This is a genomic window from Streptomyces aurantiogriseus, assembly GCF_014649375.1.
Classification (GTDB): Bacteria; Actinomycetota; Actinomycetes; order Streptomycetales; family Streptomycetaceae; genus Streptomyces; species Streptomyces aurantiogriseus.
Window position 1 is genome coordinate 598,453 of record NZ_BMSX01000002.1, and the last position, 19,436, is coordinate 617,888.

The 19,436-nt window shown below is 71.5% G+C and carries 17 protein-coding genes and 1 riboswitch; of the genes, 14 read left to right on the forward strand and 3 right to left on the reverse strand.

Going from position 1 to position 19,436, the window contains the following annotated elements; translation table 11 throughout:
* Positions 1-2 precede the first annotated feature (2 nt).
* From ispG to IE263_RS06130, 5 genes are all read left to right on the forward strand, one after another.
* Complete coding sequence (gene ispG / locus IE263_RS06110; protein ID WP_189932983.1) at positions 3-1,160, forward strand: flavodoxin-dependent (E)-4-hydroxy-3-methylbut-2-enyl-diphosphate synthase; 1,158 nt, start codon at positions 3-5, stop codon at positions 1,158-1,160.
* 28 nt (positions 1,161-1,188) lie between these two features.
* Positions 1,189-3,111 carry a 1-deoxy-D-xylulose-5-phosphate synthase gene (gene dxs, locus IE263_RS06115; protein WP_189932985.1) on the forward strand — a complete coding sequence of 641 codons (1,923 nt, stop codon included), beginning with the start codon at positions 1,189-1,191 and terminating at the stop codon, positions 3,109-3,111.
* A complete protein-coding gene (locus IE263_RS06120) occupies positions 3,108-4,493 on the forward strand; it encodes an aspartate aminotransferase family protein (RefSeq protein WP_189932987.1) in 1,386 nt (461 codons plus the stop codon). Before dxs ends, IE263_RS06120 begins: the two co-directional genes overlap by 4 nt.
* A gap of 71 nt (positions 4,494-4,564) precedes the next feature.
* Positions 4,565-5,197, forward strand: a complete 633-nt coding sequence (locus IE263_RS06125) for a helix-turn-helix domain-containing protein (RefSeq protein ID WP_189932989.1) — start codon at positions 4,565-4,567, stop codon at positions 5,195-5,197.
* Positions 5,194-5,316, forward strand: coding sequence for a DUF6126 family protein (locus tag IE263_RS06130; protein WP_189932991.1), 123 nt, complete (start codon positions 5,194-5,196; stop codon positions 5,314-5,316). Before IE263_RS06125 ends, IE263_RS06130 begins: the two co-directional genes overlap by 4 nt.
* A 19-nt stretch (positions 5,317-5,335) precedes the next feature.
* On the opposite strand, the gene IE263_RS06135 is transcribed toward IE263_RS06130, so the two are convergent.
* The gene (locus IE263_RS06135; protein WP_189932993.1) at positions 5,336-6,133 is read right to left on the reverse strand and encodes a tyrosine-protein phosphatase; all 798 of its coding nucleotides are present in this window, start codon (positions 6,131-6,133) and stop codon (positions 5,336-5,338) included.
* A gap of 220 nt (positions 6,134-6,353) precedes the next feature.
* Between IE263_RS06135 and IE263_RS06140 the strand changes: the two genes are divergently transcribed.
* The 8 genes from IE263_RS06140 to IE263_RS06175 all read left to right on the forward strand — a co-directional run bounded on the left by IE263_RS06140 (position 6,354) and on the right by IE263_RS06175 (position 15,950).
* Positions 6,354-8,426 (forward strand): alpha-galactosidase, encoded by a 2,073-nt coding sequence (locus IE263_RS06140; protein WP_189932995.1) that lies wholly within the window; start codon positions 6,354-6,356, stop codon positions 8,424-8,426.
* Positions 8,427-8,728: 302 nt separating this feature from the next.
* Positions 8,729-8,890: riboswitch (cyclic di-AMP (ydaO/yuaA leader) on the forward strand.
* Between the two features lie 4 nt (positions 8,891-8,894).
* Positions 8,895-9,878, forward strand: coding sequence for a M23 family metallopeptidase (locus IE263_RS06145; protein ID WP_189932997.1), 984 nt, complete (start codon positions 8,895-8,897; stop codon positions 9,876-9,878).
* A 226-nt stretch (positions 9,879-10,104) separates the two neighbouring features.
* The gene (locus IE263_RS06150) at positions 10,105-10,455 is read left to right on the forward strand and encodes an RIFT barrel domain-containing protein (protein WP_189932999.1); all 351 of its coding nucleotides are present in this window, start codon (positions 10,105-10,107) and stop codon (positions 10,453-10,455) included.
* The gene (locus IE263_RS06155; RefSeq protein WP_189933001.1) at positions 10,452-11,501 is read left to right on the forward strand and encodes a GDSL-type esterase/lipase family protein; all 1,050 of its coding nucleotides are present in this window, start codon (positions 10,452-10,454) and stop codon (positions 11,499-11,501) included. The genes IE263_RS06150 and IE263_RS06155 overlap by 4 nt, the downstream gene beginning before the upstream one ends.
* On the forward strand, positions 11,498-13,396 hold the full coding sequence (locus IE263_RS06160; protein WP_189933003.1) for a rhamnogalacturonan lyase family protein: 1,899 nt from the start codon (positions 11,498-11,500) through the stop codon (positions 13,394-13,396). The genes IE263_RS06155 and IE263_RS06160 overlap by 4 nt, the downstream gene beginning before the upstream one ends.
* Complete coding sequence (locus IE263_RS06165) at positions 13,380-14,096, forward strand: DUF6250 domain-containing protein (protein WP_189933005.1); 717 nt, start codon at positions 13,380-13,382, stop codon at positions 14,094-14,096. Before IE263_RS06160 ends, IE263_RS06165 begins: the two co-directional genes overlap by 17 nt.
* A gap of 145 nt (positions 14,097-14,241) precedes the next feature.
* Positions 14,242-15,027: an SGNH/GDSL hydrolase family protein gene (locus tag IE263_RS06170; protein WP_189933007.1), complete on the forward strand. Its 786-nt coding sequence runs from the start codon at positions 14,242-14,244 to the stop codon at positions 15,025-15,027.
* Positions 15,028-15,176: 149 nt separating this feature from the next.
* A complete protein-coding gene (locus IE263_RS06175; RefSeq protein ID WP_189933009.1) occupies positions 15,177-15,950 on the forward strand; it encodes an SIMPL domain-containing protein in 774 nt (257 codons plus the stop codon).
* A gap of 50 nt (positions 15,951-16,000) precedes the next feature.
* Here the strand turns inward: IE263_RS06175 and IE263_RS06180 are convergent, their stop codons facing one another.
* Positions 16,001-16,621, reverse strand: a complete 621-nt coding sequence (locus IE263_RS06180; protein WP_229910809.1) for a TetR/AcrR family transcriptional regulator — start codon at positions 16,619-16,621, stop codon at positions 16,001-16,003.
* A gap of 57 nt (positions 16,622-16,678) precedes the next feature.
* Entirely contained in the window at positions 16,679-17,860 is a 1,182-nt protein-coding gene (locus tag IE263_RS06185; protein ID WP_189933011.1) for a Glu/Leu/Phe/Val dehydrogenase dimerization domain-containing protein, read from the reverse strand.
* 160 nt (positions 17,861-18,020) lie between these two features.
* On the opposite strand from IE263_RS06185, the gene IE263_RS06190 reads away from it, so the two are divergent.
* Positions 18,021-19,253 (forward strand): MBL fold metallo-hydrolase, encoded by a 1,233-nt coding sequence (locus IE263_RS06190; RefSeq protein ID WP_189933013.1) that lies wholly within the window; start codon positions 18,021-18,023, stop codon positions 19,251-19,253.
* Positions 19,254-19,436 lie beyond the last annotated feature (183 nt).

Here is a 19,436-nt window from a genome sequence, read left to right on the forward strand (position 1 = left end):
CGGTGACGGCCGTATCCCTGGGCGTTCCCGAGGTACCGGTCCGGCCGATCGCCGAGCGGCGCGCGTCGCGGCGGATCCAGGTCGGGTCGGTGGCGGTCGGGGGCGGGGCCCCGGTGTCGGTGCAGTCGATGACGACGACGCGGACGTCGGACATCGGCGCCACCCTGCAGCAGATCGCGGAGCTCACCGCGTCCGGCTGCCAGATCGTCCGCGTCGCCTGCCCCACGCAGGACGACGCGGACGCCCTCGCGACCATCGCCCGCAAGGCGCAGATCCCGGTGATCGCGGACATCCACTTCCAGCCCAAGTACGTGTTCGCGGCGATCGAGGCCGGCTGTGCGGCCGTACGGGTCAATCCGGGCAACATCAAGCAGTTCGACGACAAGGTGAAGGAGATCGCGCGGGCCGCGAAGGACCACGGCACGCCGATCCGGATCGGGGTCAACGCGGGGTCGCTGGACAGGCGGCTGCTGCAGAAGTACGGGAAGGCGACCCCGGAGGCGCTCGTGGAGAGCGCGTTGTGGGAGGCGTCCCTGTTCGAGGAGCACGACTTCCGGGAGATCAAGATCTCCGTCAAGCACAACGACCCGGTGGTGATGGTCGAGGCGTACCGGCAGCTCGCCGCCCAGTGCGACTACCCGCTGCACCTCGGGGTGACGGAGGCCGGTCCGGCGTTCCAGGGGACGATCAAGTCGGCGGTGGCCTTCGGGGCGCTGCTGAGCCAGGGCATCGGCGACACGATCCGCGTGTCCCTGTCCGCGCCGCCCGCCGAGGAGGTCAAGGTCGGCATCCAGATCCTGGAGTCGCTGAACCTCAGGCAGCGACGGCTGGAGATCGTCTCCTGTCCGTCCTGCGGGCGCGCCCAGGTCGACGTCTACAAGCTGGCCGACGAGGTCACGGCGGGCCTCACGGGCATGGAAGTCCCGTTGCGGGTCGCGGTCATGGGCTGTGTGGTCAACGGTCCGGGCGAGGCGCGGGAGGCCGACCTGGGAGTCGCCTCCGGCAACGGCAAGGGGCAGATCTTCGTGAAGGGCGAGGTCATCAAGACCGTCCCCGAGTCGAAGATCGTGGAGACCCTCATCGAGGAGGCGATGAAGATCGCCGAGCAGATGGAGCAGGACGGCGTCGCGGCGGGGGAGCCGGCCGTCACCGTGAGTTGAACAGCACGGACCGAGAGGGGGCCCGAGCGTGACGATCCTGGAGAACATCCGGCAACCACGTGACCTGAAGGCGCTGTCCGAGGTGGAACTCGGTGAACTGTCCGACGAGATCAGGGAGTTCCTGGTGCACGCGGTCGCCCGGACCGGCGGTCATCTCGGGCCCAACCTGGGCGTGGTGGAACTGACCATCGCGCTCCACCGGGTCTTCGAGTCACCGGTCGACCGCATCCTGTGGGACACCGGCCACCAGAGCTACGTCCACAAGCTTCTGACGGGACGTCAGGACTTCTCCAAGCTGCGCGGCAAGGGCGGTCTGTCCGGCTACCCCTCGCGTGAGGAGTCCGAGCACGACGTCATCGAGAACAGCCACGCCTCCACCGCCCTCGGCTGGGCCGACGGGCTCGCCAAGGCCCGCCAGGTGCAGGGGGAGAAGGGGCACGTCGTCGCGGTCATCGGCGACGGCGCCCTCACCGGCGGTATGGCCTGGGAGGCGCTCAACAACATCGCGGCCGCCAAGGACCGGCCGCTGATCATCGTCGTCAACGACAACGAACGCTCCTACGCGCCGACCATAGGCGGCCTCGCCAACCACCTGGCGACCCTCCGCACCACCGACGGCTACGAGAAGGTCCTGGCCTGGGGGAAGGACGTACTGCTGCGGACCCCGGTCGTCGGGCACACCGTCTACGAGTCGCTGCACGGCGCGAAGAAGGGCTTCAAGGACGCCTTCGCCCCGCAGGGCATGTTCGAGGACCTGGGCCTGAAGTATGTCGGTCCGATCGACGGACACGACATCAAGGCCGTCGAGTCGGCGCTGCGGCGGGCCAAGCGCTTCCACGGGCCGGTGCTGGTGCACTGCCTCACGGAGAAGGGCCGCGGCTACGAACCGGCCCTCGCGCACGAGGAGGACCACTTCCACACCGTCGGGGTGATGGACCCGCTGACCTGCGCGCCGCTCGTGCCCGCCGGCGGGCCGTCCTGGACGTCCGTGTTCGGCGACGAGATCGTCCGGATCGGCGAGGAGCGCGACGACGTCGTGGCGATCACGGCGGCCATGCTGCACCCGGTGGGCCTCGGCAAGTTCGCCGAACGCTTCCCGGACCGGGTGTGGGACGTGGGCATCGCCGAGCAGCACGCGGCGGTGAGCGCGGCCGGGCTGGCCACCGGGGGGCTGCATCCCGTCGTCGCCGTCTACGCCACCTTCCTCAACCGTGCCTTCGACCAGCTGCTGATGGACGTGGCACTGCACTGCTGCGGCGTGACGTTCGTGCTCGACCGGGCCGGTGTGACCGGCGTGGACGGCGCCTCCCACAACGGCATGTGGGACATGTCCGTCCTCCAGGTCGTCCCGGGCCTGAGGATCGCGGCCCCGCGCGACGCCGACCAGCTGCGCGCCCAGCTGCGGGAGGCGGTCGCGGTGGACGACGCGCCGACCCTGGTCCGCTTCCCGAAGGAGTCGGTCGGCCCGGAGATCCCGGCGATCGACCACGTGGGCGGCATGGACGTCCTGCACCGCGCCGACCGGGCCGACGTGCTCCTGGTGGCCGTCGGCGTGATGGCACCGGTGTGTCTGCAGGCCGCCGAGCTGCTGGAGGCGCGGGGCATCGACTGCACGGTCGTGGACCCCCGCTGGGTCAAGCCCGTCGACCCGGCCCTGCCGGGCCTCGCCGCCGCACACCGCCTGGTGGCCGTCGTCGAGGACAACAGCCGTGCCGCCGGCGTCGGTTCGGCGGTGGCACTCGCCCTCAGCGACGCCGAAGTCGACGTACCCGTACGCCGGTTCGGCATCCCGGAGCAGTTCCTCGCGCACGCCAAGCGTGCCGAGGTGCTCGCCGACATCGGCCTCACACCCGTCGAGGTCGCCGGACGGATCAGCGCGAGCCTGGCCGTCAAGGAAGCCGACAGCCCTGTCGGGGAAGCCGGCGGCCCACCCGAGGAGAAAGACGCATGACCAAGGAGTTCGACCTCGGCGCCCTCCTGGCCGAGCGCGGAGCCGAGCGCTACGAGCTGCACACCAAGTACCTCAACCACCAGCTCCCGCGCATGCTGCACACCATCGGCTTCGACAAGGTCTACGAGCGGGCCGAGGGCGCCCACTTCTGGGACGCGGACGGCAACGACTACCTGGACATGCTCGCCGGGTTCGGGGTGATGGGCCTGGGCCGCCACCACCCCGTCGTCCGCAAGGCGCTGCACGACGTCCTCGACGCCTCCCTCGCCGACCTCACCCGCTTCGACTGCCAGCCGCTGCCCGGACTGCTGGCCGAACGGCTGCTCGCCCACAGCCCGCACCTGGACCGGGTGTTCTTCGGCAACAGCGGGACCGAGGCGGTCGAGACCGCGCTGAAGTTCGCCCGGCGGGCCACCGGCAAGCCCCGGATCCTCTACTGCGACCACGCCTTCCACGGCCTGACCACCGGCTCGCTGTCGGTCAACGGCGAGGACGGCTTCCGCGACGGCTTCGCCCCGCTGCTGCCCGACACGGCCGTACCGCTCGGCGATCTCGACGTGCTGGCGAAGGAGTTGAAGAAGGGCGACGTCGCCGCCCTGATCGTCGAGCCGATCCAGGGCAAGGGCGTGCACGAGGGCCCGCCGGGCTATCTGCGCGCCGCGCAGGAACTGCTGCACCGGCACAAGGCGCTGCTCATCGCCGACGAGGTGCAGACCGGCCTCGGCAGGACCGGCGACTTCTACGCCTACCAGCACGAGGACGGTGTCGAGCCGGACCTGGTCTGCGTGGCCAAGGCGCTCTCCGGCGGCTATGTGCCGGTCGGCGCCACCCTCGGCAAGGACTGGATCTTCAAGAAGGTGTTCTCGTCGATCGACCGCGTCCTGGTCCACTCGGCGAGCTTCGGCTCCAACGCCCAGGCGATGGCGGCGGGCCTCGCGGTCCTGTCCGTGATGGAGAACGAGCAGATCGTCGCGAACGCCCGGGCCACCGGCGAGCAGCTCAAGTCACGGCTGGCGGCCCTCACCGACACGTACGAACTGCTCGGTGAGGTGCGTGGCCGGGGACTGATGATCGGCATCGAGTTCGGGAAGCCGAAGTCGCTGAAGCTGCGCAGCCGGTGGACGATGCTGCAGACCGCCCGCAAGGGGCTCTTCGCCCAGATGGTCGTCGTACCGCTCCTCCAGCGGCACCGGATCCTCACCCAGGTCTCCGGCGACCACCTGGAGGTGATCAAGCTGATCCCACCGCTCGTGATCGACGAGCAGGACGTGGACCGGTTCGTCGCCGCCTTCACCGAGGTGATGGACGAGGCCCACAGCGGAGGCGGGCTGATGTGGGACTTCGGCAAGACGCTGATCAAGCAGGCGGTGGCCAACCGCTGACCGCGTTCGGTGGACTTTGCCTCTGAGGCAAGAAAGTTGCCCCAGAGGCAAAGGTGCGGCTGAATGGACGTATGAGTTCGTCCCCGCCCGAGCCCCCCGAGGTCCCGGCGGACGAGGCTGATGCCCTCCCCGTCGTCGCTCCGCAGTTGCGGTTTCTGCGCCGGCGCGCCGCCCTCACCCTGGAGGCCGCCGCCCGTTCCGCCGGGCTGTCGCCCGCCCATCTCTCCCGCCTGGAGACCGGACAGCGCCAGCCCTCGCTGCCGATGCTGCTCGCCCTCGCCCGTGTCTACGGTACGACGGTCTCGGAGCTGCTCGGCGAGACGGCCGTCGACCGGGACGCCGTCGTCCGTGCCGCCGAGATGGAACCGACCCGTGCGGGCGGCTGGACGTACTGGACGGCCGGCGCGTCCGGGCGCGGGATGCAGGCCCTGCGCGTGCATGTGCCGTACGGCTCCCAGGGCGACATCGTGCGGGTGCACCCGGGGGAGGAGTGGCTGCACGTCCTGCGCGGACGGCTGCGGCTGCGCCTCGGGGACACCGCGCATCTGCTCGGGCCCGGCGACAGTGCGCACTTCGACTCGCTGACCCCGCACCGCCTCGCCGCGCAGGACCCCGACGGGGTCGAACTGCTCTTCGTCCACACCCTGCTGCAGAGCCCCACGGCCGCGCTGTGCCTGGGCCCCACCCCTGGAGAGATGCCATGAGCGACATCGAGGAACGGTTCCCGCGCGCCCTGTGGATCCGGCTGATCATCTACATCGCGGTGGGGCACGTCCTCGCGGCGTTCATCTGGCTGCTGTTCGAGGTGGGGGCCAAGCAGTAGCGGCCTCGGAAGCGGCAGTTCAGTCGAGGAGCCGCTCGCGCAGCCGCTCCCGGGTCCCCGGGGTGAGCCCGAGGCCCCGCTCCAGGTAGGTGTCGACGCCGCCCCACGTCTCCTCGACGGTCTCGAGCGCCGCCGCGAGGTACTCGGCGCGGGCGTCGAAGAGGGGGCTGAGCAGCTCCATGACCTCGGGGGAGTAGGCCGCCGCGGAGGTGCCGCTGCGGCGGATCCGGTAGCGGCGGTGCTTGGCGTTGGACTCCAGGTAGTCGGCGAGGATCGCCTCGTGCTCCACGCCCAGGGCGAGCAGCGTCACGGCGACGGACAGGCCCGCGCGGTCCTTGCCCGCCGCGCAGTGCATCAGGACGGGGACGCTGTCCTCCGCGAGCGCGTGCAGTACCTGGGAGTGCTCGGCGGTGCGCTCCTTGATGATCGTGCGGTAGGAGCTGATCATCCGGTGGGCGGCCCTGCCGTCGCCGAGGATCTCGCGAAGCTGGTCGATGTCGCCGTCGCGGACCATCTTCCAGAACTCGGCGCCGTCGGCCGGGTCCGTCAGCGGCAGGTTCACATTGCGCACGCCCGGCAGCTCGATGTCCGGGCCCTCCAGCTTCTGGTCCGCCGCGTTGCGGAAGTCGAAGATCGTGTGCAGCCCCAGGGAGGAGAGGAACGCGGCGTCCTCGTCCGTCGCGTGCGCGAGGTGGCCGCTGCGGAACAGCACTCCCGGGCGCACCCGCCGCCCGTCGACGGTCGGCAGACCGCCCACGTCGCGGAAGTTGCGCACACCGGCCAACTCGGGCTCGGTCGACGGGATCTGCTGCGTCACGGGGGCTCCTCCCGGTCGTCGGCTCCGGTCGGCGCGGCTCTGTGGCCGCCGGAACACCTCCCTGACGATACGACATGCATGGCCGGGCCAATGGGTTGTCCACAGGCCCAGCGGCGGACCTCGGCCAGGTGAAGAGTTGCCCACCGGAATTGCCCGTCGGGACGCCCGACCCTGATGATGTTGGTGCTTGATCGCACCTGTTCGAATCAGTGGGGGTTTGATGCCCGAGTCCGCCGCCGACGGTCGTACCTGGCTCCTTTCGGGGCCCGGCAGCAGTTACGCCGTCCATGTCACCGAGGCCGACGAGCTCGTCCATCTGCACTGGGGCCCGCGGCTCGCGCTCGCCGACGCCGAGGCACTCGCCGTGCGTCCGCTGCCGGACTACTGGCCCTTCGAGTCCCCGCTCGACGGCCGTGAGGAGTACCCCGTCGAGGGCGGCGCCCGTTTCGTCCGGCCCGCCCTGTCCGTGCGCACCACCGAACGGCGCGGCACCGAGTGGACCTTCGCGGGGCACGAGACGGAGGGCGACGAGCTGCGGCTGCGCTTCCGGGACGCCGGGCTGGACGTCACCCTGCACTACCGGATGCGCGGCGACGTCGTGGAACGCTGGGCGACCCTGCGCAACGAGGGCGACGAGCCCCTGGAGCTGCTCCGCGCCGACTCGGCGACCTGGACCCTGCCCGACCGCGAGGGCTGGCGCCTGTCCCAGCTGCACGGCCGCTGGGCCGCCGAGTCCCGCCTCACGCGGGCCCCTCTCACCTACGGTGAGAAGGTCATCGGCAGCCGCCGCGGCCACACCGGCCACCAGCACCTGCCCTGGGTCGCCCTGGACACCGACGCGACCGAGGAGCACGGCGAGGTCTACGGCTGCGCCCTCGGCTGGTCGGGCTCCTGGCGGATCGCCGTGGCCCAACTCCCCGACGCGCGCGTGCAGATCACCGGCGGCGCCGGATACGACGACTCGGGCCTGCTGCGGCTGGCGGCGGGGGAGTCCTTCACCACGCCCGTCTTCGCCGGCCTGTGGACCGACGGCGGGTACGGCGGCGCGAGCCGTGCCTGGCACGCCTACCAGCGCGCGCACGTGATCCCGGACGCGGAGCGGGACCGGCCGGTGCTGTTCAACTCCTGGGAGGCCACCTACTTCGACATCTCCGAGGAGCAGCAGGCGACCCTCGCGCGCCGCGCCGCGGCCGTCGGCGTCGAGCTGTTCGTGGTCGACGACGGCTGGTTCGGGGCGCGCACCGGCGACCACGCCGGGCTCGGCGACTGGCGGCCCAACCCCGACCGCTTCCCGAACGGCCTCAAGCCGCTCGCGGACTACGTGCACGCGCTGGGGATGCAGTTCGGCATCTGGGTGGAGCCCGAGATGGTCAACCCGGACAGCGAGCTGTACCGGGCGCATCCCGACTGGGTGCAGTACCAGCCTGGACGAAAGCGGACGGAACTACGCAATCAGCTCGTACTCAACCTCGCGCGCGAGGACGTCCAGGAGTACCTCTGGGAGCGGCTCCACGCACTCCTGTCCAGCGCGCCCGTCGACTACGTCAAGTGGGACTTCAACCGCTGCTTCACCGACGCCGGCTGGCCTGGCGACGCCTACCCCCAGCGGCTCTGGGTGGATCATGTGCGCGCCCTGTACGCACTGTTGGACCGGCTGCGGGCGGCCCATCCGGGTGTGGCCTTCGAGTCCTGCTCGGGCGGCGGCGGCCGGATCGACCTCGGGGTCTTGAGCCGCACCGACCAGGTGTGGACCTCCGACAACACCGACCCGCTGGACCGGCTCGCCATCCAGCACGGCTTCAGCCAGATCCACCCCGCGCGGGTCATGGCCGCCTGGGTCACCGACAGCCCCAACACCCAGCTCAACGGGCGGGCCAGCTCGCTGCGCTTCCGGTTCGTCAGCGCCATGGCCGGGGTGCTCGGCGTCGGCGGCGATCTCGCCGAGTGGACCGAGGAGGAACTCGGCGAGGCCCGGCGCTGGGTGGACCTCTACAAGGAGATCCGACCCCTCGTGCAGCACGGCGACCTTTACCGGCTGCGACCCCCGGAGGGTGGGCTGAGTGCGGTGCAGTACGTGCGCGGGGACGAGGCCGTCGTCCTCGCCTGGCTTCAGGCGCAGCGGTACGGAGAGCCGGTTCCGGCGCTGCGGCTGCGAGGCCTGGACCCGACAGTCTCGTACGAATGCCTCGAAACGGGCGAAGTGCACCGGGGTGCGGTGCTGTTGCATCACGGTGTGCGCACCGGGCTGCGCGGCGACCTTGATGCGATGGTTATCCGCCTGCGTCGCATCTGATAAATCTGTCCGAATTGACGCCTTAATTCCAACTCGCTCTGAAATAAGGAAACCTGGAGAGACGTCACGTGAGGAGGGTCATATTCGTGACCGTGCGTCGTCCGTCATGTTCACGTAATTCGGGCAGATTTCAAGGGCGTTAAGTGAAAAGCGGGCCTTTCGGTTGACGGAGCGTGACGGGTAATTCTCACAGGGAATCAAGAGAAAGGCGTGAGCAGCGCAACCTCTGCTTGTCCCTGTGCGTCTTGGTCGCTTACGTTCCTCTCCACTCCGGACGGACGCCTAATCCTGCCGCCGCCCGGAGCCCGCACACACTGACCCGTGTACGGCAGGAGCGGGGGACCCACAGGTAGAACCGCCTGTTCCGGTCTCCGGAACGGCTTGGGGTAAAGCCGTGCCTCGGCACGGCCGGGCATCTCCAGCCCGCACCCGACAGCTCACCTCGCAGGCGCCGGAGAGGAATTCGCCATGCCCGCGAAGGGTAAGCACCGCCGTCCGAAGACCCAGCGCTTCACCCGCTCCATCGCCGCCGCCGGAACCGGCGGCGCCGCGCTCGCACTCCCGCTCATCGGGGCCACCGGTGCCCACGCCGCGCCGGCCCAGTCGGCGCCCGCCCAGTCGGTTTCCTCGGTCTCGGAGAAGGCCGTCGAGGCCGCCCCGGTCGCGCAGAAGTCCGCCGCCGAGTCGAAGTCCGCCGCGAGCGCCACGACCTACACGGTGCGGGCCGGCGACTACCTCTCGAAGATCGCGAACGAGCAGCATGTCAGCGGTGGCTGGCAGCGACTCTACGAGGACAACCGTGAGGTCGTCGGCGACGACCCGTCGCTGATCCACCCCGGCCTCAAGCTGTCGATCGGCAAGAAGGCCACGGCCGGCGCCACCAAGTCGCCGTCCACTTCGGCCGGTTCCTCCTCCTCGTCGAAGTCCTCGAAGTCCTCGAAGTCGTCCGGCTCCTCCAAGTCCTCGGCCTCGAAGTCCTCCTCGGACTCCTCCGCGTCGAAGACGTCGACCACCCAGGCCGCCGAGCGCAGCAGCAATGCCGGCGGTTACAGCCAGCCCGTGGCCGGCGCCACCGTCGGCACCCCGTACCGCATGTCCGGCAGCATGTGGTCCAGCGGTTACCACACCGGCGTCGACTTCAGTGTCCCGACCGGCACCTCGCTCAAGGCCGTCGGCGCCGGAACGGTCGTCTCGGCGGGCTGGGGCGGCGCGTACGGCAACCAGGTCGTCATCAAGCTCGCCGACGGCTACTACGCCCAGTACGCCCACCTGTCCCAGCTCTCGGTCTCGGCCGGCCAGACGGTCTCCGCGGGTCAGCAGGTCGGCCTGTCCGGCGCGACCGGCAACGTGACCGGCCCGCACCTGCACTTCGAGATCCGCGCCACGCCGAACTACGGCTCGGACATCGACCCGGTCGCCTACCTCCGCACGCACGGCGTTTCGGTCGGCTGACCCCCCGCACGACCTCCCGCCTGACACGCCGCCGAAGGCCGGACCCCGATCCCCGGGTCCGGCCTTCGGCGTGTCCGGCCCCTCCCGTGGTGAGTTTTGCCCGTTCATGATCGTTTCATTGCGGGCTTGTGGCAGCTCGGCCCGCACCGTCGACAGGCGGGGCAGAGTGGGGACACAGTGATCTCCGTCAGGGAGCAAGCGCTTTCCATCGCTCTACGGAGGTCCCGTGTCCGGCGTCCACCGACGCACCGTCATCAAGGGCGCCGCAGCCGCGGCCGCCGCAGCCCCGTTCTCCTGGTCTCCGTCCCGCACGGCCGCCGCGGCGGCCGGTTCCGGGCAGGCCACCGAACTCCACTGGCTGGAGGGCTCCGCACCCGCCGTCCACGCCGGTGCCACGCGGGACGTTCCGTGGGCGCGGGGCGCGTACCGGCCGGAGCGGAGGTTCCGGCCGACCACCGCCGACGGCGAGGAGGTGCCCGTCCGGAGCTGGGTCACCGCCTACTCGCCCGACGCGGCCCAGTGGGCACTCGCGGCGATCCAGAACCTGGCACCGATCGGAGACCGGATCCCGTCATGAGACGCACCTTCCTGAGGCTCGGCCTGAGTACGGCCCTGACCGCCGGGCTCCTCGCGGGCGCCACCCCGCCCGCCTTCCCGTCCGGTGCCTCGAACGTGGTACGCCCGAACGACCGGCGGCTCCTCTACGAGGGCCACTGGAGCCGGTCCGCCGAAGCCGCCGTCACCGTCAACTCCGGCTCCCGCCTGCGGTTCCGCTTCACCGGTGGCACGGTCCACGCACTGTTCGACGTCTCGTCGATCACGGTTCCTGCGCAGATCTACCTCTCCGTCGACGGCGGCCCGAAGCAGCGGTACGCGGTCGACCGGAGCGACATCTCCATCACCACGACCGGCCCCGGCCCGCACACGGCCGAGCTGTCCGTGAAGGACGTCTTCTCCCGGGCCAACCGCTGGACGCCACCGCTGGAGACGGGCGTCGTCCTGACAGGCCTCCGAGGGCGTGTGCTGGACCAACCTGCCCGCCACCCGACGGAACTGGCGTTCTACGGCGACTCCATCACCCAGGGCGTCCTGGCCCTCTGCGACGTCAACACCTCCGACTGCGCCGACGGGACAGCCGCCTACCCGACCCTCGTCGCCGACGCTCTGCACGCCTCGCTCACCCAGGTCGGTTTCGGGCGGCAGGGTGTGATCCAGACAGGGAACGGGGGAGTGCCGGCTGCCGCGGACGCGTACGGCTGGAACCACGCCGGCTCCCCGGCCCGGCCGGACCGGCATGCCGACGTGATCGTCGTCAACCAGGGCACCAACGACACGGCGTACGGCTCCGCCGAGTTCCGTACCGCCTACCGCGCCTATCTCGCCCGTCTGCGGGCGGCCGCCCCGCACGCCCGCATCCTCGCCCTGCGCCCCTTCGACGGTTCCCACGCCACCGACATCGCCGCCGTGGTCGCCGAACTCGCCGAAGCGCGCACGGAGTTCGTCGATACGACCGGCTGGCTCTCCGCGGACGGGGACTTCCACGGGACCGTCCACCCCAGCGCCCAGGGCCATCGCAAGGTGGCCGGCCACTTGATCACTCTCCTCGCGAAGGACCACCAGTGAACCCCACCCGACGCCGAAGAACCGTCGTCCTCACCGCCGGCGCCCTGCTCGCCGGACTCTTCTCCGCACCCACCGGCCAGGCCGCCGAGCAGCCGCGCCGGATCGTCGAGAACCTCGACCGCGGCTTGGTCGCCGTCCCCTCCGGCAAGGGCACCTTCCTCAGCTGGCGCCTGCTCGGCACCGAGTACGCGCGGTACGGGAACGCGATCGCCTTCAACGTGTACAAGAACGGCCGCCGGCTGAACCGCGAGGCGGTGCGGGCATCGACCACGTACCAGGACAACAGCCCCGGCACGGGCACCTACGCCGTGCGCGCGGTGGTCAACGGGCGGGAGCTGCGGGCGAGTTCACCCGCCCTCGACTTCTCCGACGGGTATGCCGAGATCCCGCTCGCCGCCGCCGACGGCTACACCGTCCAGCACGCCTGGCCCGGCGACCTCGACGGCGACGGACGGTACGAGCTGGTCGTGAGCCGTCTGTCCCGGACCCGCGACCGGGCCGACCTGCTGGAGGCGTACACGCTCACCGGCGAGCGGCTCTGGCGGGTCGACCTCGGTCCCGGCTCCTACACCCAGGCCGGCGGGAACGGCGCCAACGACCCGGCGCCCGCCGCGATCAGCGGCTCCACGGCGATCGGCGGCTACCGCAACGACGACAACGTCACCGTCTACGACCTCGACGGCGACGGGAGGGCCGAGGTGCTGACGCACACGGCCGCGGGAACCACCTTCGCCGACGGCAGGCAGGTGACCGCCGCCTCGCCCGCCGACCAGTTCGTGTCGGTCATCGACGGCGCGACCGGCACCGAGCGCACCCGGCAGCCCGTGCCCGACGACTTCGTCGCCGACGGACCCTCCGGCGGCCACTTCGGCATCGCGTATCTCGACGGCCGACGCCCGAGTCTGGTGACGAAGTTGGTCACCCGGGTCGGCGCCAGGCGCGGCTCGTTCCGGGTGCTGTTCCAGACCTGGGACTACGACGGCACCGACCTGACCCGCCGTTGGAAGTACGTCGTGGACCCGGCCACCGGCGCCACCGGCTTCCACCAGATCCGCACCGTGGACGTCGACCAGGACGGCACGGACGAGATCGCCGACGGCAACTACGTGATCAACAGCGACGGCGCCCTGCGCTACGTCGTCGACCGGGCCATCCACGGCGACCGTTTCGACATCGCCGACCTCGACCCCGACCGCCCCGGCCTGGAGGGCTTCGCCATCCAGCAGTCCGAACTCGGCATCGTCTCGAACTTCCCCTGGTACTACTACGACGCCGACACCGGCGAGCGCCTCGCCACCGGCGCGCACCCGGCGACCCCGGTGAGCGACGCCGACCTCGACGTCGGCCGGGGCAACGCCGCCGACATCGACCCGGGCCACCCCGGCTACGAGTACTGGACGTCCACGGCCGACGTGACCCGGCCCGGCGCGGGCGTCTTCAACGTCCGTGACGGCAAGGTCTCCACGACCACTCCGAGCGTCAACTTCCGTATCTGGTGGGACGGTGACAAGGCGTCGGAACTCCTCGACTTCACGTACGTCGAGAAGTGGAACCCCGCCACCGAGACCAGCACGAAGATCTTCGACCCGGCCGGCGTGGTCTCCGGCGCCCGCAACGCCACCCCCTTCTACGGCGACCTCGTCGGCGACTGGCGCGAGGAGATCCTCGCCGAGACCGCCGACCACACCGCCCTGCGCCTCTACACCACCACCGTGCCGACCGGCACCCGCATCTACACCCTCGCCCAGAACCCCGCGTACCGCCTCGGGTGGACCGTCCGCGGATACCTGCAGTCGACGTACACCGACTACTACCTCGGGACCGAGACCCGCCGGATTCCCAGGCCCGCCATCACCTTCGTCCAAGGAGCCGATCGACGTGACGACCACGCGTAGAACATTCGGAGCACTCGCCGCCGGGGCCGCCCTGGCCGCCCTGACCCCCGCCGGTACCGTGAGCGCCACGGCCCACCACGGCCGCCGCCTCCTCGCCCACGACGACTTCCGTCACGGCCTGCGCCGGTGGGCCGTGGAGCTGGAGAAGGGCGGGACCGTGACGGCCTCGCGTGGAATCCTGGAGGTCGACGTGCCCGCCGGGGCGACGATCTGGTTCAAGCAACCGCTCGAAGGGCCGTACGCCCTCGAATACGTCGCCACGCCGGTCTTCGCGGGCGGCGTCAACGACCGCGTCTCCGACCTCAACAACTTCTGGAACGCCGTCGACGTCCGCTCCCCGGACGACCTCTTCGCCACCCCGCGCGGCGGGGCGCTGGCGGAGTACGACCACCTGAAGACGTACTACGTGGGCTACGGCGCCAACACCAACACCACCACCCGACTGCGCCGTTACGTCGGCCAGGCCGGCGTCCGCCCGCTCATCCACGACTACACCGAGCCGCTGCTCGTGGCGAACGAGCCGAACCGGGTCCGGATCGTCTCCGACGGCCCCACCGTCCGGTGGTGGAACAACGGGCGGCTCGTCTTCGACTACACCGACCCGGAGCCGTACACCGGCGGGCACTTCGCGTTCCGCACCACCTGGAGCCATTTCCGGATCAGCGGCTTCCGGGTGTGGTCGCTGTATCGACGTGGCTGACGGGGGTCTTATTCCCTGATTGGCAAATTCTTTAGGGGTGTCTTATCTCACCGTCCGTCAACCCCTGCCTACGGTCGCGTAGGTCACATTCGAAGGGGAATCATGCACTGCTGTGGCAGACGATTCGAAGAGTGACAACAGATCAGTGATCGGGTCGTACGTGGCGGTGGGGGACAGCTTCACCGAGGGCGTCGGCGACCCCGGCCCCGACGGGGCGTTCGTCGGCTGGGCCGACCGGTTCGCGGTACTGCTCGCGGACCGGCGGCCCGAGGGCGACTTCGAGTACACCAACCTGGCGGTGCGCGGAAAGCTGCTCGACCAGATCATGGCGGACCAGCTGCCGAAGGCGGTGGAGTTCGCGCCGGACCTGGTCTCCTTCTGCGCCGGCGGCAACGACATCCTCCGACCCGGCACCGACCCCGACGAGGTCGCCGAGCGCTTCGAGCAGGCCATCGCCGCGCTGACCTCCGCCGCCGGCACCGTCATGGTGACGACCGGCTTCGACACCCGTGGCGTCCCCGTGCTGAAGCACCTGCGCGGCAAGATCGCCACCTACAACGGGCACGTCCGTGCCATCGCCGACCGGTACGGCTGCCCGGTCCTCGACCTGTGGTCCCTGAAGTCGGTGCAGGACCGCCGGGCCTGGGACGACGACCGGCTCCACCTCTCGCCGGAGGGGCACACGCGCGTGGCGCTGCGCGCCGGACAGGTCCTCGGCCTGGAGGTCCCGGCCGACCCGGAGCAGCCCTGGCCGCCGCTCCCGCCGCGCGGCACCCTCGAGGTCCGGCGTGACGACGTGCACTGGGCGCGCGAGTACCTGGTGCCGTGGATCGGGCGCCGGCTGCGCGGGGAGTCCTCGGGCGACCATGTGACGGCCAAGGGCACGCTGTCGCCGGACGACATCAAGATGCGGATCGCGTCGGTGGCGTGAGCTTCGCCGGAGCGCGGCCGGCCGTCCCATCGGACGGCCGGCCGCTCCACCAGTGAGGTGAGCGTGCGGGAGTGGTGCGGACGCGCGGTCCGGTCCGGGTGCTGGGATGACCGCACCTCGTCTCCCAGCGCCTGAAGGAACGGTTCCGCATGTCCCGTCCGCGCACGCCTGTCACCACCGCCGTCGTGACCCTCCTCGCTCTCGGCCTCCCGGCCTTCGCCGCGCCGACGGCGGCCGCGCTGTCGGCTCGCAGCAGCGCGTCGGCCGCCGGGCGCGCCGCTGTGGGGCCGGTCGCGCCCAGCTCCGCCACTCTCACCGTGACCGGCGAGGGCAGCGCGAGCACCGACCCCGACCTCGCGATCGTCGGCGCCGGTGTCGAAACCGTCGCCCAGACCCCGCGGGCGGCCCTGAACGCGCAGACCACGGCGGCCGACGCCCTGCTGAGGGCCGTACGCGCCCAGGGCGTCACCGAGGGGGACATCCGTACCGAGAGCGTCGCCCTCACCGCCGTCCACGAGACCGCCGACGGGACCTCCCGACTGAAGGGGTATCAGGCCGCGCAGTTCTTCTCCGTGAAGGTCCGTGAGGTGAGGAAGACCGGCGCAGTGCTCCAGGCGATCGCGGATGCCACCGGTGAGGCGGGCCGTATCACCTCCGTCGCCTTCGACGTGTCCGACCCGGCACCGCTCCAGGCCCGCGCCCGCCGGGCCGCGCACGACGACGCCCACGCCAAGGCCGTGCAGTACGCCCACCTCAGCGGCCACCGCCTCGGCCGGCTGGTCTCCCTCAGCGAGGACGCCGCAGGCCATCCGCGCCCCCTACCGCAGACCGCGGACGCCACCGGTGCCGGCTCCATCGTGCCCGTCGCACCGGGCGTGATCCGCGCGACGGCGACGGTGACGGCGGTGTACGAGCTGGACTGAGGCAAGGATGCCGGGGCCGACCGGGTCCCTGCGGGTCCCTCCGGATCCTCTCAGCGCTCCTGGGCGCTCAACGTTCCCGCCCCCAGCCCGAGTTCCCGGGCCAGTGCCTCGTCCACCCACTCCTGCGCCCGGGCCCGGGACACCGCACCCGCGTAGGACGTCAGCTGCACGGCGAGCCCGTCGAGCAGTGCCGTGAGGCGCAGGGCCGTGCCGGACGGGTCGGGGCAGCGGAACTCGCCCGCGGCCACGCCTTCGGCGATCACCTCGGCGAGGGCCGCCTTCCACTGCCGGTCGAGGTCCCGGGCGACCTCCCGCAGGGCGGGCTCGCGCAGCGACACCGCCCAGCCCTCGATCCACAGCCGCCAGCCCTTGGCCTGGCCCGTGGGCGCGTACCAGCGCACGGCCGAGCGCAGCCGGCGCAGGGCGGTCGTCCGGCGGCCGAGCAGCTTGCGCAGATGCGCCAGGTCGTCCTCGGCGGCGTACGCGAACGCGGCGGCGACCAGCTTCTCCTTGGTCTCGAAGTGATAGAGCACCAGCGCGTTGCTCACACCGAGCGCCGCGGCCACGTCGGCGATCCTGACCGCCGCCACGCCCCGCGCCTCGATCTGCTCGATGGCGGCCCGCAGCAGCTCCTCGCGCCGCTCGGCCACACTCAACCGGACCCTCGCCACGCCGTCACCCTACACAGGGGCCTCCCGCACAGGGGCCGCGACCTGCGCGGACGCCGTTCACCGGTGGCGGCCGAACCGCTCCGCGATCACCGGCAGGCGCCGGGCGGCGATCGCGTGCGCGGCCGCCCGGGGCGTCGATCCGTCGGCCGCCGACCGTTCCAGCACCAGCTCGACCAGCGCCCGCATCGAGCGGCGCGTGTACGCGAACGCCTCGTCCGCGTCCGCGCCGATGTCACCGAAGAGCGTCCACCACCACCAGGCGTTCGTCCCCGAGTTCACGACGACGTCCGGCAGCACTCGCACCCCGCGCGCGTGCAGCAGTTCCTCCGCTTCGGGCAGGACGGGCATGTTGGCCGCCTCGGCGATCCAGCGGGCGCCGATCCGCTCCTGCTCCTCGACCCCGATCGCGTACGACACGGCCGCCGGCACCAGCACCTCCGCCTCGGCGGACAGCCAGGCGTCCCCCGGCAGTTCGCGGTCGTCGGTGCGCAGCGCGGAGCGGTCGACGGTGCCGTGGGCGTCCCGCGCGGCCAGCAGCGCCTCCACGTCCAGGCCCGCCGGGTTGGCGATCGTGCCCTTGACGTCGGCGACGGCCACGACCGACAGCCCCGCGCGCGTGAGGAAGCGTGCGGTGGCCCCGCCCATCGTGCCCAGCCCCTGCAGGGCGACCCGCGTCCCGGCGTACGGCACCCCGGCCCGGTCCAGCGCCGTGAGCACGGACTCGGCGACCCCGCAGCCCCCGACCAGCTCGTCCAGGCCGATGCCGTCCACCTCGACCGCGAAGGCGTCCGCGAGCCGCTCACGGGCCACGGCCTCGTCGTCCAGCAGCGGATAGACGGCCTGGACGCAGGAGACGAGCCCCGCCTCGGCGGCGGCCCGGTCGATCAGGTCCTGGGTCAGCCCGAGGTCCTCGCCGGTGGTCCAGCAGCTCTCCACGTACGGCCGCACCGCCCGCAGGTACCGCACCAGCAGCCCGTACGCCTCCGGGTCCCGCGGGTCGCAGTCGATGCCGCCTTTGGCCCCGCCCAGGGGGACGTAGCGGGCCTCGGGGTCGTAGTGCAGCGCCTCCTTGAGGCTCATGCCGCGGGCGAGGCCGGTCACCTCGTCGAGGGTGCAGCCCTCCCGCATCCGCAGACCGCCGCTGCACACGCCCCGCACGAGCCGGTCGACGACCAGGAAGCCCTGGCGGCCGGTGACGTCGTCGGTCCAGGTGAGGGACAACAAGGGGGCGGCGGTCATGCGGACTCCTCGACCAGGCACTACTGAACAGCAGGTCAGTATCAGGATCCCGGAGCCGCCCTGTCAACGCGGTGCCGGGGGCCCGCTGACGAGGGCGCTCCGGCTCTGTCACAGGGGCCGCCCATAATGGGAGGCCTCAGCGACTCCACCTGGAGGTACCGTGGCCGGATTCCGTTCCTGGAGCTCCGGGCTCCGCGCCGTGCAGCCCGAGGCCTTCGGCGCGGACCCGAGCGGTGAGCGCCTGGCGCGCATCCGCAGATCGCCCCACTTCAAGGACGGGGTCTTCCAGAACCCCGGCGGCCCGGCGCGCACCCGCCCCTCGGGCTCGGCCCTCGACTTCGCCAAGGTCTTCTTCGACAAGGACTCCCGCCCCCGCCGCGCCCCCGTGGGCACGGTCCCGGTGCACGCCACCACCCTCGCCGACCTCGCCAAGCCGCCCGCCACGGGCCTGCGCCTGACCTGGATGGGCCACTCCAGCGTGCTCGCGGAGATCGACGGGCGGCGGGTGCTGTTCGACCCCGTCTGGGGCGAGCGCTGCTCCCCCTTCCCCTTCGCCGGCCCCAAGCGCCTGCACCCGGTCCCGCTCCCGCTCGCCGCCCTGGGGCCGGTCGACGTCGTCGTCATCTCGCACGACCACTACGACCACCTGGACATGCCCACGATCAAGGCGCTGGCCGGCACGGACACCCTGTTCGCCGTGCCGCTCGGCGTCGGCGCCCACCTCGAACACTGGGGCGTGTCCGCGGACCGGCTGCGTGAACTGGACTGGCACGAGGCGACGGAGGTCGGCCCCCTCACCCTGACCGCCACCCCGGCCCGCCACTTCTGCGGCCGCGGCCTGCGCAACACCCAGCACACCCTGTGGGCCTCCTGGGCCGTCGCGGGCGAGGAGCACCGGATCTACCACAGCGGCGACACCGGCTACTTCGAGGGCTTCCAGGACATCGGCGCCGCACACGGCCCGTTCGACGCGACGATGATCCAGATCGGCGCGTACTCCGAGTTCTGGCCCGACATCCACATGACACCCGAGGAGGGCCTGCGCGCCCACCTCGACCTCCAGGGCGGCGAGCCGACGGGCGTGCTGCTGCCGATCCACTGGGCGACCTTCAACCTGGCCACGCACGCGTGGGCCGATCCGGGCGAGGGCACCCTGGCCGCCGCGCGCGCCGCCGGTGCGCCCATCGCCCTGCCCCGGCCCGGCGAGCCCTTCGAGCCGGCCGCCGAGACCTTCCCGGACGAGCCGTGGTGGCGCGGTGTGGCGCTCGCCCCGGCGGGCGGATGGCCCGAGGTGACGGCCCCCGAAGCCAAGGCCACGACCGATACGGTGAGTGACATTTCGAAGGGTGCGACCGAGGGCGGCGAGGCCCCGGAGGTCGTCCCGGCGGGCTGACCGAGGCCGTCGCGGCGGATCGCGGAGGGGGTCGGGGAGCGTCGGGCTCCTCGACCCCCTCCTTCTGTCTGCGTCCACCTCTGGCCGCCTCTGACCAGCTCCGATCAACTTCTTTCACTCCGGAGTCCGTGAACTCCGGTGGGTTATCGGTCTGTTGTGCGAAGCCTCATACCAGAGCGGGAC

Coding starts and splice junctions, on each gene's coding strand:
- IE263_RS06120 (WP_189932987.1), top strand. CDS start 3,108: ATGACCAAGGAGTTCGACCTCGGCGCCCTCCTGGCCGAGCGCGGAGCC.
- IE263_RS06125 (WP_189932989.1), top strand. CDS start 4,565: ATGAGTTCGTCCCCGCCCGAGCCCCCCGAGGTCCCGGCGGACGAGGCT.
- IE263_RS06130 (WP_189932991.1), top strand. CDS start 5,194: ATGAGCGACATCGAGGAACGGTTCCCGCGCGCCCTGTGGATCCGGCTG.
- IE263_RS06140 (WP_189932995.1), top strand. CDS start 6,354: ATGCCCGAGTCCGCCGCCGACGGTCGTACCTGGCTCCTTTCGGGGCCC.
- IE263_RS06145 (WP_189932997.1), top strand. CDS start 8,895: ATGCCCGCGAAGGGTAAGCACCGCCGTCCGAAGACCCAGCGCTTCACC.
- IE263_RS06155 (WP_189933001.1), top strand. CDS start 10,452: ATGAGACGCACCTTCCTGAGGCTCGGCCTGAGTACGGCCCTGACCGCC.
- IE263_RS06175 (WP_189933009.1), top strand. CDS start 15,177: ATGTCCCGTCCGCGCACGCCTGTCACCACCGCCGTCGTGACCCTCCTC.
- IE263_RS06185 (WP_189933011.1), bottom strand. CDS start 17,860: ATGACCGCCGCCCCCTTGTTGTCCCTCACCTGGACCGACGACGTCACC.